This window comes from Adhaeribacter swui, assembly GCF_014217805.1.
Taxonomy (GTDB): Bacteria; Bacteroidota; Bacteroidia; order Cytophagales; family Hymenobacteraceae; genus Adhaeribacter; species Adhaeribacter swui.
The window spans coordinates 2,661,337-2,675,654 of the sequence record NZ_CP055156.1; the positions used below are offsets into that span (position 1 = coordinate 2,661,337).

The 14,318-nt window shown below is 45.1% G+C and carries 11 protein-coding genes and 1 pseudogene; 6 read left to right on the plus strand and 6 right to left on the minus strand.

What is annotated here, in order from left to right:
* Positions 1 to 538 precede the first annotated feature (538 nt).
* The 6 genes and pseudogenes from HUW51_RS11565 to HUW51_RS11590 all read right to left on the minus strand — a co-directional run.
* A complete protein-coding gene (locus HUW51_RS11565; protein ID WP_185274184.1) occupies positions 539 to 2,110 on the minus strand; it encodes an ABC transporter permease/substrate-binding protein in 1,572 nt (523 codons plus the stop codon).
* Complete coding sequence (locus HUW51_RS11570) at positions 2,110 to 3,036, minus strand: ABC transporter ATP-binding protein (protein WP_185274185.1); 927 nt, start codon at positions 3,034 to 3,036, stop codon at positions 2,110 to 2,112. The genes HUW51_RS11565 and HUW51_RS11570 overlap by 1 nt, the downstream gene beginning before the upstream one ends.
* A 419-nt stretch (positions 3,037 to 3,455) precedes the next feature.
* A complete protein-coding gene (locus HUW51_RS11575) occupies positions 3,456 to 4,292 on the minus strand; it encodes an SDR family oxidoreductase (RefSeq protein ID WP_228467009.1) in 837 nt (278 codons plus the stop codon).
* 15 nt (positions 4,293 to 4,307) lie between these two features.
* Positions 4,308 to 4,877, minus strand: coding sequence for a Crp/Fnr family transcriptional regulator (locus tag HUW51_RS11580; protein ID WP_185274186.1), 570 nt, complete (start codon positions 4,875 to 4,877; stop codon positions 4,308 to 4,310).
* A 171-nt stretch (positions 4,878 to 5,048) separates the two neighbouring features.
* A complete protein-coding gene (locus HUW51_RS11585) occupies positions 5,049 to 5,501 on the minus strand; it encodes a hypothetical protein (protein ID WP_185274187.1) in 453 nt (150 codons plus the stop codon).
* A 149-nt stretch (positions 5,502 to 5,650) separates the two neighbouring features.
* A pseudogene (locus tag HUW51_RS11590) lies at positions 5,651 to 5,808 on the minus strand (tyrosine-type recombinase/integrase); the annotation flags it as partial.
* 108 nt (positions 5,809 to 5,916) lie between these two features.
* On the opposite strand from HUW51_RS11590, the gene HUW51_RS24755 reads away from it, so the two are divergent.
* The 6 genes from HUW51_RS24755 (at position 5,917) to HUW51_RS11615 (ending at position 14,194) form a co-directional block, all read left to right on the plus strand.
* The gene (locus HUW51_RS24755) at positions 5,917 to 6,051 is read left to right on the plus strand and encodes a hypothetical protein (RefSeq protein WP_262891330.1); all 135 of its coding nucleotides are present in this window, start codon (positions 5,917 to 5,919) and stop codon (positions 6,049 to 6,051) included.
* A 47-nt stretch (positions 6,052 to 6,098) separates the two neighbouring features.
* Positions 6,099 to 6,260, plus strand: coding sequence for a hypothetical protein (locus HUW51_RS11595; RefSeq protein ID WP_185274188.1), 162 nt, complete (start codon positions 6,099 to 6,101; stop codon positions 6,258 to 6,260).
* A 128-nt stretch (positions 6,261 to 6,388) separates the two neighbouring features.
* A complete protein-coding gene (locus HUW51_RS11600) occupies positions 6,389 to 9,499 on the plus strand; it encodes a SusC/RagA family TonB-linked outer membrane protein (protein WP_185274189.1) in 3,111 nt (1,036 codons plus the stop codon).
* A gap of 12 nt (positions 9,500 to 9,511) precedes the next feature.
* Positions 9,512 to 10,861 carry a RagB/SusD family nutrient uptake outer membrane protein gene (locus HUW51_RS11605; protein WP_185274190.1) on the plus strand — a complete coding sequence of 450 codons (1,350 nt, stop codon included), beginning with the start codon at positions 9,512 to 9,514 and terminating at the stop codon, positions 10,859 to 10,861.
* A gap of 210 nt (positions 10,862 to 11,071) precedes the next feature.
* Positions 11,072 to 12,499, plus strand: coding sequence for a DoxX family protein (locus HUW51_RS11610; RefSeq protein ID WP_228467010.1), 1,428 nt, complete (start codon positions 11,072 to 11,074; stop codon positions 12,497 to 12,499).
* Between the two features lie 36 nt (positions 12,500 to 12,535).
* Complete coding sequence (locus tag HUW51_RS11615) at positions 12,536 to 14,194, plus strand: hypothetical protein (protein ID WP_228467011.1); 1,659 nt, start codon at positions 12,536 to 12,538, stop codon at positions 14,192 to 14,194.
* Positions 14,195 to 14,318: the final 124 nt, after the last annotated feature.

A 14,318-nucleotide genomic window follows, 5' to 3' on the forward strand; every position in this document is an offset into this window, starting at 1 on the left:
TGCCTCATGGCCGGCAGGCCTCGTTTGGCTCTTCCGGGCTGTCTAAGCTTGTTTTCCTCCTTACGTCGGAATGCCTGCGGCACCACAACCTTAGAAGGCCCACCACAGCCAAACTGATGTCATTCTTTTTTAGGTGCGGCTTTTCGGACGCACCTAGTAAATAAGATATGTAATGAAACTAAATTCTTGGGTTGCAATTAACGACAAAAATTTAAGGAAAAACCATTTAGTTCTGATTCGATTTTCTATAACTTAATGATAGTGAAGTCAAACAATTTCGTATTACTACTCTAAAAAAGGTAAAAGCCGTAGCTAAGTATAAAGACACCAGTTTGGCTGTGGAGCACCTGCCAGGGTTCCGGTGTGGCATAGCCACATTCCGCAGCGGAGCGAGGAAAGGAAAGCTGGCGAGTGCGGAAGAGCCAAACGAGGCCCGCCGGCCATGAGGCAAACTCAGCCTGTTCAAACAAGATGGAACCTGTGCCTGGAGACTTGAAAAGGCTCCAAGTAATACTCAATCAAAGAACAAATTTTAAAATTATTCTTTATCTAAATATTCTTTTAATTCCGAAATGCTTTTAATCCCAAATCGCTGCGTTTGCTCGCGCCGCATCATTAAAGCGTAAGCATTATTAAACCCAATGGGCGGCAACCAGGTAATCTGATACTGTTTTTGAAAGGCGGTTTGCACAAACTTATACACCTTTTCTTTGTTAGTGCCAAGTTGCTCTAATTGAGCAGGAGTAGGCTGTAAAATAACCAGCAAACCGGTGCCGGTATATTCCGGATACAAATCAATCTGATTATTCGTTAAGGCATCAAAGCAAATTTTAGTGCCGCCCAAACCAGTTTTCGTTTCTACTTGGTAATCGGAGTATCCTTGAATGAGTTGGCGGTACATGCTGGCCAAAATATATTGTTCCCCGAAAATCTTAGAACCTATCCGGATGGTGCCTTTATTACCCTGACGGGCGGGTTGCCATAATTTTTTAAATTTTAAAAAATCCAGGGCAACCTGCTCCGGACTTTGTTTTAAATAATCTACCCGGTAGTTTAATTCCGTCATGATAGAATCATTAATCTGGCCGACCAACTTATTTAAAATGCCTGCCAATTCCGGAAATTGTTTTAAAGCCGCATTCCGGACAATAGGAGCGGCATAATAAGGTGGGAAAATAGCTTTATCGTCTTCCAGAATAACCAGGTCAAAAGCTTTTAACCGGCCGTCGGTAGAGTAGCCACTGATTACGTCGAGCTCTTTCTCGAAAGCAGCCTGGTACATTACCGCGTCGCTAATAACTACGTTACGAATGTTTAGCCCGTATTTTTGTTGCAAACCTAAAAAACCATCCTGCCGACCCATAAATTCGGGGGTAAACCCGGCGAGTAAGCGGGTGCCAAAAGCGGGCGGAACCAGGTAAAAAGCGGCCAGGAGTACAAAAACAATTGGAAGCAAACCCAATATCCGCTTCACACTTCTAAATTTAAAATTTTGCAAACGGCCGAGTAAAAAATCAAACAAAATCGCCAATCCTGCAGCGGGTAAAGCGCCAGCCAGAATCATATTGGAATTGTTTAAAGCAATGCCGCCAAAAATAAATTCGCCCAGCCCACCAGCGGCAATGTAAGCTGCCAGCGTAGCCACGCCCACGTTAATAACCGTAGCCGTACGGATACCCGCCAGAATAACCGGACAAGCCAAAGGCAGCTCCACTTGTAATAAAATTTGAAATTTGGTCATGCCCATACCCTGAGCGGCATCTTTAACGGTGGCATCTACGGCGGTGATACCCGTGTACGTGTTGCGGATAATGGGTAATAAGGCGTACAAAAACAAAGCTGCAATGGCCGGTTTTGCCCCAATACCCAGCACCGGAATAAGAAAACCCAGTAAGGCAATACTGGGTATGGTTTGCAACATGCCAGCCATGCCTAGTACCAAACCGGCCAGTTTCTTTTTATCTGCAATTAAAATGCCCAGGGGCAAACCAATGCTTACGGCCAGCAGCAAAGATAAAAATGTGAGTCCGGTATGCGTCACGGTTTGTTCCAGCAATTTGCCGGACTGTTCCTGCATAAACGAGAATAAAGTAGGAGTATCAGCGGCCATCAGCTTTTCCGGTGGTTATGTAGGGCTTGCATTATTTGACTAACCTCCGCTGAGTTTTCTGTTACCTTGGAGTTGGGCAGGGGAGTGACAGCCTTGCTTGGGGGTAGCAAATGAGTAAGTGCCTCCCAAATACTCATGCTGGCGGGTAATTGGCCAATTTCGGTTAAACCAATTTCGGTGAGGGTAAGGGTTTTTAGCTCTAAAGGCAGTTGCTGTTCTTGTAAAAACGAAGCTACAAAGTTGCTTTGAGGATTAAAAATCAGCTCTTCGGGGGTACCTAGTTGTTCTATTTGGCCTTGTTGCATCAGGCAAATGCGGTCGCCGAGTTCAAACGCTTCGGTAATGTCGTGGGTAACCATAATTACGGTTTTGCGCTTCAGTTCGTCGAGTTGTAGAAATTCTTGCCGGATGTGGGTGCGGGTAATGGGGTCGAGGGCGCCGAAGGGTTCATCCAGTAATAATACCGGTGGGTCGGCCATTAAGGCCCGCGCAATTCCCACGCGTTGCTGCTGGCCTCCACTGAGCTGGTCGGGGTACAAGTGCAGGTGTTCTTCGGAAAGGTGTAATTTCTCAATTAATTCAACTGCCCGGCTTTTAATTCGGTGGGTATCCCACTTCAGCTGGCGGGGTACAATGGCCATGTTTTCGGCTACGGTATAATGCGGAAACAAACCAGTATGCTGCAGTACGTAACCCATGCTGCGGCGCAATTGCTCGGCAGGAATAGCACTTATCGGCTGATTTTTTAAAAAGATAGCCCCGGTGGTAGGTTCAATTAACTTATTTAACATGCGCAGAACCGTGGTTTTACCGCAACCGCTGGTGCCCAACAAAATAAGCGTTTCGCCCTCGTCCACGGTAAACGAAATATCCTGCACTGCTTTTACCGGCCCGTAAGTTTTAGAAACGTGTTTCAGCTCAATCATTTTTTAAAAAAGTAGGCGCGAAGCTTCTTCTTCGGTACACAATACACCAGCCTATTACCACCTGCTTCGGGAAAGCAATTTAGAAAATTAAGCCACGGAATTGCACTTATTGATTAAAATTCAGAAGGCGGGTAGGTTATCGGTTTACTTAATGCAGTAATGATTTTAGCTATTATTTACTGCAAACATCTTTTATTTTACTTTAATAAGCTTTCCTTGATTTACAGTTATTAAAAGTTATCAAGTAATCGGAATTAATAACAGCACTAGAGAATCCTTTATCAAGAACAACTTTATAGGTGCCTTTTATTTTTGGCTGGCCTGGCTGCTGTAGAGTTAGCGCTGTGAGAGGCGCTCTACAGCAGCGATTGCGGGTGGGGAGCGCCTCCTGGATTAACAGGCTGGGTGTTTGTCAACTATCAAACAATAGGTAACGCGCCCCCGTCTACAGAATAATTAGTACCAGTAATATATTTTGCTTCCGAAGAAACAAGAAATGCTACCAGGTTAGCAATTTCTTCGGGTTCAGCCATTCTGCCTAATGGCACCCCCACTTTGTTCATTACTGTTTTAAATGCCTCGTCAACCGACGTATTGGAAGACTTTGCTATGTCCTCGATAAACTCCATCATGAGCGGTGTTTTTACCACTCCCGGTGAAACTACGTTTACCCGTATTTCTTTGGAGCCAACTTCGTTTGCCAATGCTTTGCTGTAAACATTTAATGCTGCCTTGGCTGAGGAATACGACATTGTCAATTCCCAAATGGGTTGTTTAGCAGCGCCCGTAGAGATGTTGATGATTACCCCGTGTTTTTGTGTAATCATGGAAGGAAGTAACGCTTTGTTGATGCGAACGACAGATAAAAAATTGATTTGCCAATCGTTATGCCAATGTTCGTCCGAAAGTGAGCTGAAACCACCTCCAGGGCTTAGATTTGCACCCGCATTATTGACGATAATGTCTATCCTGCCATACTTTTCTAATATTTCTTTCGCAATAATTTCCGCAGCCTCGGGCTGCACAAGATCTGCTGTAATGAAATGATGTTCACTGGTTTGGTCTTTTGGTTCATGGCGGGCAGTAACAACTACTTGCGCCCCGACATTACTTAATTTGCTGGCTATAGCTTTGCCAATTCCTTTTGTCCCGCCTGTTACCAGGGCAACCTGTCCTTTTAATGAAATGTTCATAATAATACTTGTGTTAAAATGAACGGCAAAGGTGGTCGGTTTAAAAACGATACTGGTTGCCATTTGGCAACAAATGCATTAGCGAATATTTTTTCTTATCCGGCTTAACGAAAATCTGGTAACGCCTAAGTAAGAAGCAATATGCGCTTGTGGAACACGATTGGCAAGGGTGGGGAATTGTTCTAAAAATGACAAGTAGCGTGTAACCGTATCTTTCGAAACTAAGGCGGTTCTTCGTTCTAAGTGTATCTGAAATGCTTTTTGAACGGCTTTGTTTACTATTTTATCCCAATCGATAATGGTTTGGTAAAGTTCTTCCCAATCCTGCTTCGAAAACACAATAAACTTACAGTCGGTAACGGCCTGCAAATAGTCCGAAGATACAAGGCAGGCTACAAAATTCTCGTAATCGACAACTAACCGGTTTTCGTCAATAAAATAGGTAGTAATTTCTTCGCCCTTGTTATCGTAAGAGAACATGCGAAGAACACCTTGCACCACAAAACCAACTTGTTTTGGGATTTTGCCCGCTTCCGAAAAGTACTCGTTTTTTTTAAGTTCCAGTGCTGTTGCTTTGCTTGTGATAAGCTCGATTTGCTGTTTGTTTAAGGTGCCAAACTGTAAAATATAGGCAATCAATTCTTCCATTGCGCTAAAGTTAGCACTAGTTGTTTGTATGGTATGTGTCGTTTAATGAAAAGTGTCTTTTTGGCAAGCAGTAACAGTCGGCGTGAAGTTGTGCCGGCGTCTAACATTGCATGTAACGTTTCTGCTAAGGCACGTTTTAATGTGCTTTAGCTTGTGTTGTGAGATGTAATGTTACTCAAGTACTAAGGTTTTTTTGTACTGGTTTACAGTTACCGTTCTTGCTGGCTGACCTGTTTTAGAGGTAACATAACAATTTTCAAGCATAAGATTCCATCCCTTTCTTAAGTCTATTTTCTTTGAGGTCAGCATACCATTTATCCTTATGTCTAAATCAACTATTTGTATGGGGGCAATTTTATTCAGATTGGTTCTCTTATTTTTATATAAAATCCAAAGACCTTTATCATCTTGATAAATGGTTAATTGCGTAATACCAGTAGAAAAATCTGACTGAACAATTGCATTACTTACAACTTCCTGCCCATTTATTCTTACATCTACAGTGTCAGACTCAAAGCAGCTTCCAATTGTTAGTGAGAAGTCATACTTTTTAATCTTTTTTTGGCTAATACAGGCTACAGCTAAGAGTTGAATATATAATAGTGTAAGAAGGCATTTCTTCATAGTTTTTATAACTCACAACTATTAGATAAACAACATAACCTACGCTTATCTGCACTATGTACGGAGGCGAAAGGGCTTATTTCAAATTTAAATTTTGTGCCTGTTTGCCCTTTTATGATGTTATATCGGTTGGCTAATATATAAGAAAATTACAGATTATCCAAGGGGCTAACTATTTTATCCAGGGCATGAGTAGTAACGTGGGGTATATCTCTGTAGTTTCGCTGTTACGATGCCCCAGTAAAGCCTGGAAGTAACGCAGATCCGTACCTTGTTCTAATAAGTGGGTAGCAAAGCTATGGCGTATAACAGATTGTTGTGTTTAGAGCTAAAGTTCTTTTTTTAAAAATAAATCAAAATAAAATTTGGATGTAAAAAAAAGCTTTTCTTTATTTGTCTATCAATTCTATAGACAATGTATAAAACTTTAAAAATTAAAGCCGCTTCTCCGCTACTTGCATTGCGTTTGGCCTTTGCCAAAAACAAAGCAGGTTTTAACTACGCGGTAGGTGGTTGCGCCCCCATGCGTTCCTGTTGTTGTTGCGGCTAAGCGGTTTATTCTAAAATTTTTAAATTTCTTTTTTAAAACTTGTCCTAATGGAGTTTATCAGCCTTACCTTATTTGTATTGTTCCTGGTGCTATTACACAAAAAAGCCAGCATGTTTGGCTTAGCTGCCCGATTAGAACCAGTACCATTAAAGCCATCTTTTTCTAACCAGAAGGTAGATTTTAAGAAAAAGCCGATGCTGGATTTTTAAAATATAATGGGAAGTACCCACTCAGAATAGCTAAAAATAAAAAAGGACTCTCCCGATGGCAACGCCTCTGGTCCAGGCATTATCGGGAAAGTCCAGGAATTAATTGTTAAATCAAATATACGAAACTTATGAAAAAGCTGCTCTCCCGAAGCAGTAAAGTATTCTTTTTGCTTATACTTTATGGAACACCTTTACTAGCCCATTCTTTTTCTGCTTCTTTAACTTCTAATACTACCACCCGGAACCGGATTAATCCGGATGTGCCGGTAACCGGCAAAGTAACCGGCCCCAGCGGCGAACCGTTGCCCGGCGTAACCATCGTGTTAAAAAACACCACCATCGGTACTACTACCAGCACCGACGGTACTTTTCAGTTAACCGTACCCAATGGTACTGGTACTCTCGTAGCTTCCTTTATTGGGTTTGCTACCAAAGAAATTCCGGTAAATGGGCAAAATCCGGTGCAGGTTACCCTGGCCGAAGATACCAAAGCTTTAAAAGAAGTGGTGGTGGTAGGATATGGCAGCCAGGAACGCAAGAATTTGGTGGGGTCAGTAAGTAAAGTAAACCCCTCCGAAACCAAAGACATTCCGGGCGGTAATTTCGCGGCGCAGTTACAAGGCAAAGCCTCGGGCGTACAAATTTCGTCGAGCACCGGGGTGCCCGGCGAAGGTATTTTTATCCGGGTGCGGGGCGCTACTTCTATCAACGCCAGCAACGACCCACTGTACGTGGTAGACGGCGTATTTGTGAATAATAACAGCTTACAAACCGTAAATACCGGCGGTAAAGCTACCTCGCCCATTGCTGATATTAACCCGGCTGATATTGAGAGTATTGAAGTTTTAAAAGATGCCAACGCTACGGCCATTTATGGTTCCAGGGGAGCCAACGGGGTAGTAATTGTTACCACTAAACGCGGGAGCTACAACACTAAACCGAAAGTTACCTTCAATACCTCCCAAGGTTGGGCCAAAGCAGCCAAACTTTGGGATTTAACCACCGGTCCGGAGCACGCGGCTTTAATTAATGAATACTGGATTAACTCGGGTATTGATAATCCGGCTTTAAATCAAACCTTTGAAAACCGTCCTTTCCGGCCTGTTTCGGAAGGCGGACGCGGTCTACCCGAGGAGCAACAAACCTACGACCGGTTGGGCGATGTGTTCCGGACAGCCCGCCTGACGAATTACGATTTATCTTTGCAGGGCGGTAACGCGAATACCCGCTACTACATTGGAGGGGGCTATACCAAACAAGAAGCTATCATTAAACCGGTCTACCTGCAACGGGCTAATTTTAAAGTAAACCTCGACCAGCAAGTAAGCGACAAAGTGCAGGTAGGCGTCAGCAATACCGTATCGCGCACGTACCGCAACCAGGCCCGCGCCGGCGATGGCCCGCAGGGGGGCTTGTTGCAATCGGCGCTGCATACCCCCACTTACCTGCCTAAAACCAACCCGGATGGTAGCCCGGCCCGTTGGGCCGGTTTCGATAACCTGGATGTATTGCTAAATAACTACGAAGTTAACTCCACCAGCTTGCGCTACATCGGTAATTTGTTCGTGGATGCCGAGATTATACCGGGCTTAAAATTCCGGAGCAGCTGGGGCGTCGATTATAATAATTACGACGAATCGGAATACTGGAACGATAAAACGCAGCTCGGCGCGGCTCCTACCAATGGTTTAGCTACTTCGGGCTTAACCCAAAAAACTTCCTGGTTAAACGAGCAAACCTTGACGTACCGCAAGAATTTCGGCGGCAAACATACCATTGGGGCTTTAGTGGGGAATACTTTGCAAAGCGACGTACTAAACAACACTTCGGCCCAGGGCAGCAACTTCGCTAGTAATTCCTTTACCCTAATCTCCGATGCCGCTACCCGTACCTCTACCCAAACCTGGACGAAAAATTCTTTGGCTTCTTTCTTCTCCCGGTTAGATTATAATTTCGATGATAAATATTTGCTGGAGTTTACCATTCGGGCCGATGGTTCTTCCCGCTTCGGGGGCAATAACAAATGGGGCTATTTCCCGTCGATTGGTGGTGCGTGGCGCTTAAAAGAAGAAGAATTTTTAAAAAATGTAACGGCCCTAAGCGATTTAAAATTACGGGGTAGTTTTGGGGTAACCGGTAACCAAAACGGCATCAACGATTTTGCGCCTTTAGGTCTCTGGGCCGGTGGCGTAAGTTACGTGGATAATGCTACTAGTGGCGATAAACCGGGTATTGCGCCGCAACAAGTGGCTAATCCTAACTTAAAATGGGAGCGTACCCGCCAGGTAAACGCCGGGGTAGATGTTGGTTTATTTGATGGCCGCATTGGTCTGGAGTTTAATTATTACTCTAAATACACCACCGATGCTTTGCTGCAATTACCCGTACCGGCCCGCACCGGTTTTGCGACCTATATTACTAATGCCGGTGAAATCAGCAACAAAGGATTTGAGTTGGGTATCAACACGGTTAACGTTCAAGCCGGCGATTTTACCTGGAATACGAATTTCAACATCTCCCGAAACATCAATAAAATTGAAAAACTGCCTATTCCCACCGTTTACGGCAGCCGCGATTTACTGCGGGCGCAGGAAGGTTACCCGATGTATTCGTTCTGGGCTTACAAGCAAAGTTACGTAGACCCGCAAACCGGTAATGCCGTTTTTGAAGACGTAAATAAAGACGGACAAATTACCGCCGCTGACCGGCAAATTTTAGGCACCGCTTCGCCGAAATTCTTCGGGGGCTTAACTAACAATTTCACTTACAAAGGTTTTGATGCCGGCGTACTCATATCCTTCCAATACGGCAATAAAGTCTGGAACCACAACCGGTTCTTCGGCGAAGGCGGTGGTACCCGCGATGCCAACCGGGTAATTTTCGCGAGCCAGTTAGATCGCTGGCAAAAGCCCGGCGACGAGACGGATGTTCCGCGCTTAACCGGCATCGGAAACAACTACCGCTTAGAGCAAAACAGCCGCTTTTTAGAAGATGGCTCGTTCCTGCGCCTGCGTTCGCTTACCGTAGGGTATTCACTTCCTAAAAATCTTTTATCCCGGGTTAAGGTCGAAAATCTGCGCCTGTACGTGGTGGGAACCAATTTATTCCTGCTCACCAAATACACTGGTCCGGACCCTGAGTCGAACGTATCCAACACCGACCAGAATACGCAAGGACTTGACCTCGGAACGCCGCCGCAGCCGCGCACCATTCAATTCGGAATTAACATTACCATTTAAGTTTCTACAGCAATGAAATTTTCTAAAAATACCAGATATATACTGCCCTTTGTGCTGACCCTGAGTTTAGCTTCCTGCGATAATTTCCTGGAAGTAAAGCCGCGGCAAGCCATTGTAGATGACCAAACCATTGTGGATGGGGTAACGGCCGAAACCGCCGTACGGGGTTTGTACGGAGCGCTGGCGGGGGCTAATTATTACGGCACTAACTTTCAGTCCATCGGTTATTTTCAGGGCGATAATATTCAATGGACCGGTTCGCAATCTATCGTGGCGCAGTTTATTAACCACAACGTAACCGCCGATAATGCTACGGTGGCCAGTACCTGGGCGGCTATTTACCAGACCATTAACCGGGCCAACCAGATAATCGAGAAGGTGCCAGCCGTTACCGATGCCTCGTTTACGCAGGAGAAAAAGAACCAATTATTAGGCGAAGCTTACTTTGTGCGGGCCTTAGCTTACTTTGATCTGGCGCGTACCTGGGGTGGCGTACAATTAGTACTCACACCTACCAAAGAACTTACCGATAACGAAGGTATCCGTCGCAGTTCGGTAACCGAGACCTACGCGCAGGTTTTAAAAGATTTAACCGAAGCCGAAAAATTATTACCCGAAACAACCAACCGTTACCGGGCTACTAAGAAAACGGCCTGGGCTTTAATGGCTCGGTACTACCTATACCAAAAAGACTGGGCGCAAGCCGAAACGTACGCCAGTAAACTGGTGGATGACGTGGCCAATTACAAACTGGTAAAACCTTACAGCGCTTTCTTCGCCAACAATGCCCGCGGCACCGAAGAATCTATTTTTGAAATTTATTACAGCCCGACTTCGACTAACGGACACCGCAACAGCTGGCAACCACCGGCCAATGGCGGCACCCGGCAATGGGCGCCCAACGAAGCTTTTGTAAATTTGGTAAATGACCCCACGGTAGGCGGGAATCGCAACGCGTTAGTAGCGAAAACTACCCAAGGATTGTGGTACGGTAACATGTATTACCGCAGCCCCGCTACCGATCCCACTTTTGTGATCCGGATTGCCGAGTTGTTTTTAATCCGCGCCGAAGCCCGCGCCCAGCTGAATAAGTTACCAGAAGCTTTAGCAGATTTAAATGCCGTCCGCCAGCGGGCCGATTTAACGCCTAGCCCGGCGGTAACTCAACCCGAAATATTGCTGGCCATTGAAAACGAACGCCGGGTAGAATTTGCCTTTGAACCACACCGTTGGTATGATTTAATCCGGACTGGCCGGGTAGCCGAAGTTTTAGGTGTAACCGATGCCAATAAATACGTGCTGCCCATACCAATTGATCAGTTAAACGCTGACAAAGCTTTAGAGCAAAATCCGGGATATTAGTCAATAGATTATGGTCTATATAAACTGCGAGCGTCCACGCTCGTGGTTCCCATGGGTTGGCCTCTGGCCAGCGTAGGCGGGACGCCTACCCATTCTCGCCACAAACGTGGCGTGTTTGCGACAGAACAAGTAGTCAATACAATAGAAAGTCCTGATACTTGATTCTTGATACCTGATTCTTAATACCTGATACAATAAAAATTTAAAAATATGGCTATTGCAGAAATCTCCTTACCTGCTTCTAAAAAGAAAGCCCCCGAAAAGGTAAATGTACCAGAGCCGCTGGTTCCTACGTCTGATTGGAACGGGCTGGAGAAAACAACTTTCCGTTTTTTCTTTATTTACTTTTTTATTCAGGCCGTACCGCTCGACTGGAAGTACTTCCGGAATCTGTTTTCCATTAACTGGCTCGATTTACATTTCCGGGATATTTTTTACCTGAGTCGGTACACGCCGCAGTTCTTTTCTACTCCCGAAAATGCCACGGGCTGGGGTATAAATTCTTTTGCCGATTGGGGAGTAGTTTTGGTAATTGCGGTATTAGGAACTGCCATTTGGTCGGCCACGGATCGTAACCGCAAAGAATACAATCAGCTTTATTACTGGCTACGAGTAATTCTGCGCTACCGGTTGGTCATCGGGTTAATTGCCTATGCTTTTATTAAAATTTACCCGATGCAGTCGCCGCTACCTTCCATCAGTAACCTGAACACCCACTACGGTGATTTTAACGCCTGGAAAATTTTTTCTTTGACTTTAGGTATTGTACCCAATTACCAATCGTTTCTGGGCTTGGTAGAGTTACTGGCCGCGGTATTGCTGTTTTTCCGGAAAACGGCTACTATTGGTGCTTTCCTGGTGTTGCCGTTTACCGGTAACGTGTTTATGTCGAATTTGGCTTACGAAGGCGGCGAGTACGTGTACAGTTTTTGCCTGATTACCATTGCTTTGTTTTTGTTTGCTTACGATGGCAAACGGCTCTTTACCTTACTTACGCTGGAACAACCAACCTTGCCGAACCGTTTTCATCCGAAATTTACCGATCAGCAAAAAAGTGCGCGGCTAGTATTAAAAAGTGCTTTTGTATTCGTATTTGTATTGCTGTACGGGTACAAAACCTACGCTGTTTATCACAAAGAAGGCTCATACCACTTCCCGAAAACCGCTGGCTTACCGGGTGCCACAGGCTTGTATAATGTAAAAGAATTTCGCTTGAACAACCAGGTTCTGCCTTATTCGGTTACCGACCCTATTCGCTGGCAGGACGTGGTTTTTGAAAAATGGGCAACCATCAGCATTCGCTCGAACCAAAAAGCTCCTCTGGAAGAAGCCAAAACCGAAGAAATATTCCTGAACGACCAGGACCGCAACTACGAAGAAGCCGGCTCCGGTGGCCGTCAGTATTATTCTTACCAGGTTAATGCCGCTAACCAAACCTTAATCCTGCAGAACAAAAACAAAAACCGGCCGAACGATAAATTAACCCTGAAGTACGAACGGCCCAATGGTAATCAGATTATTCTGTCTGGCCATAACGAAAGGCAAGAACCTGTGTACGTAGTGCTGGAAAAAATAAACAAGAAATACCTGTTGGACGAAGTGGCTCGCGAAGGTCGCCAGAAACCGATGAAGTTATAAGTAGATAAATTCTTATTACAATTTTAAAAAACAGATATGGCTACCTTAGAAACCATCGAACCTACCACCGATCAGAAAGCCCGTGTGGCTGCGGGGAACGAGATTGGTACTCCCGCCAATATTACCGCTACACCGGAATGGAAAACCTACCAGAAAGTAGCGTTCCGGATTGCTTTTATCTTTTTTGTTTGCCTTTCTATTCCGAACGGAGTGGAGTGGTACAAGCACGTGGCTAACATCGACTGGACTAATTTACATTACCGCGACTTATACGACATTGCCCGCTTTGGCTCTGGCATAGATTTGTTCGGAAATACCTTCTTCGGGAGTAAACTTAATGGCTATGCCAACTGGATTGTTACTTTTCTGGTAGCCGTAGTGGGCGGGTTCATCTGGACGTGGGTAGACGCTAAAAAAAATCCGACTCCTAAAAATTACAATGTGTTATATTACTGGTTGCGGGTAATTGTGCGCTACCGGGCAGGTATTGGTATTATCGGGTTTGGATTTACTAAATTATTGCCGGTGCAAATGCCATATCCTTCATTGGGGTTATTAGAAACCAATCTGGGGGATTTTACCGCTCAAAAAATATACTGGTTATCTATCGGTATTGTGCCGTGGTACCAGATTTTTGCGGGCGTGGTGGAGGTAGCCGCTGGTACCTTGTTGTTTTTCCGGAAAACTACCACTTTGGGTGCTATTTTGTTATTCGGCGCTTTGGGTGATATTGTGTACGTGAACTTTGCTTACGACGGTGGCGTGCACGTGTACAGTTCTTATTTTGTATTGTTGGCGGCCTTCCTGATGGTGCACGATATCCCGAAAATATACCGTTTGCTTATTCAGGAACGCTTTACCGTACCGGTTAATTATTATCCAGCCTTTGCGAAAGTCTGGCAGAAATACGCCCGCATTGGTTTAAAAGCCGGCGTAATCGTCTTGTTTCTGGGCGTGCTGTTCTATCTGCAACTCATAAACTTTTTGTACGACCCGTATAAGCAACCATCTACGGCCGGCGTGAAGAAATTGCGCGGTACGTATCACGTAACCGAGTTCCGGATTAACAATCAAACGCTGCCGTTTTCTCCGGAAGACTCGGTGCGGTGGCAAGATGTTACTTTCGAGAAATGGACTACCCTGACCTACAAAGTAAATCGGCCATTGCCTCTGGATTTATCCAACGGCGGCGGCGACCCCATGCGGGATATTAACCGCACCTTCGAGATTTCCGGCGTAGGTGGCGGAAGACGGGTTTTCCACTACCAGGCCGACACGGTGAACCAAGTTTTATATCTGCAAGATAAATACTTTCCTTTCCAAGCCCGACGCAACAAAGTGGCTGGGGTAGGTGGCGACGGCGGACAAAATAACTCGAACACGCAGCAAAAGAAAAAAGAGGAAGTAGCCGCGTACGATGATAACTGGATTCCGAAAGAAGCTTTGGCCAACATTGGCGACGAAAATTTAAAAATTGATAAAAGAGCTGCTTCTACCCGCCGCGACCGCGAGCTTGCCGAAGCACCCAAAAACGAAAAGCGCAACCGGATGATTCTGAAATATTCTACTACCGATGGCTCCCGGGTAATTTTAACCGGCACTGACGAAAAGAAGAATTCTATTTACATCGTACTGAATAAAGCTCCGAAGCAATACGCGCTCTCCGAAAGTACTTTAGAAGCGGGTAAGTATTAAAAGGTGGTAGACTTAGCAGAAATTTCAACCACCCCCAACCCCTCCTTAGCCAAGGAGGGGAGTTTTTGAAAAGTCGTAGAAGAGAAAATTTTAAAATTTTTTTAATTTAATATGGCCCGGATTT

Excerpts from the sequence above, each read along its gene's own strand:
- HUW51_RS11565 (WP_185274184.1), bottom strand. The coding sequence starts at position 2,110 with ATGGCCGCTGATACTCCTACTTTATTCTCGTTTATGCAGGAACAGTCC.
- HUW51_RS11570 (WP_185274185.1), bottom strand. The coding sequence starts at position 3,036 with ATGATTGAGCTGAAACACGTTTCTAAAACTTACGGGCCGGTAAAAGCA.
- HUW51_RS11575 (WP_228467009.1), bottom strand. The coding sequence starts at position 4,292 with ATGGCAACCAGTATCGTTTTTAAACCGACCACCTTTGCCGTTCATTTT.
- HUW51_RS11580 (WP_185274186.1), bottom strand. The coding sequence starts at position 4,877 with ATGGAAGAATTGATTGCCTATATTTTACAGTTTGGCACCTTAAACAAA.
- HUW51_RS11585 (WP_185274187.1), bottom strand. The coding sequence starts at position 5,501 with ATGAAGAAATGCCTTCTTACACTATTATATATTCAACTCTTAGCTGTA.
- HUW51_RS24755 (WP_262891330.1), top strand. The coding sequence starts at position 5,917 with ATGTATAAAACTTTAAAAATTAAAGCCGCTTCTCCGCTACTTGCATTG.
- HUW51_RS11595 (WP_185274188.1), top strand. The coding sequence starts at position 6,099 with ATGGAGTTTATCAGCCTTACCTTATTTGTATTGTTCCTGGTGCTATTA.
- HUW51_RS11600 (WP_185274189.1), top strand. The coding sequence starts at position 6,389 with ATGAAAAAGCTGCTCTCCCGAAGCAGTAAAGTATTCTTTTTGCTTATA.
- HUW51_RS11605 (WP_185274190.1), top strand. The coding sequence starts at position 9,512 with ATGAAATTTTCTAAAAATACCAGATATATACTGCCCTTTGTGCTGACC.
- HUW51_RS11610 (WP_228467010.1), top strand. The coding sequence starts at position 11,072 with ATGGCTATTGCAGAAATCTCCTTACCTGCTTCTAAAAAGAAAGCCCCC.
- HUW51_RS11615 (WP_228467011.1), top strand. The coding sequence starts at position 12,536 with ATGGCTACCTTAGAAACCATCGAACCTACCACCGATCAGAAAGCCCGT.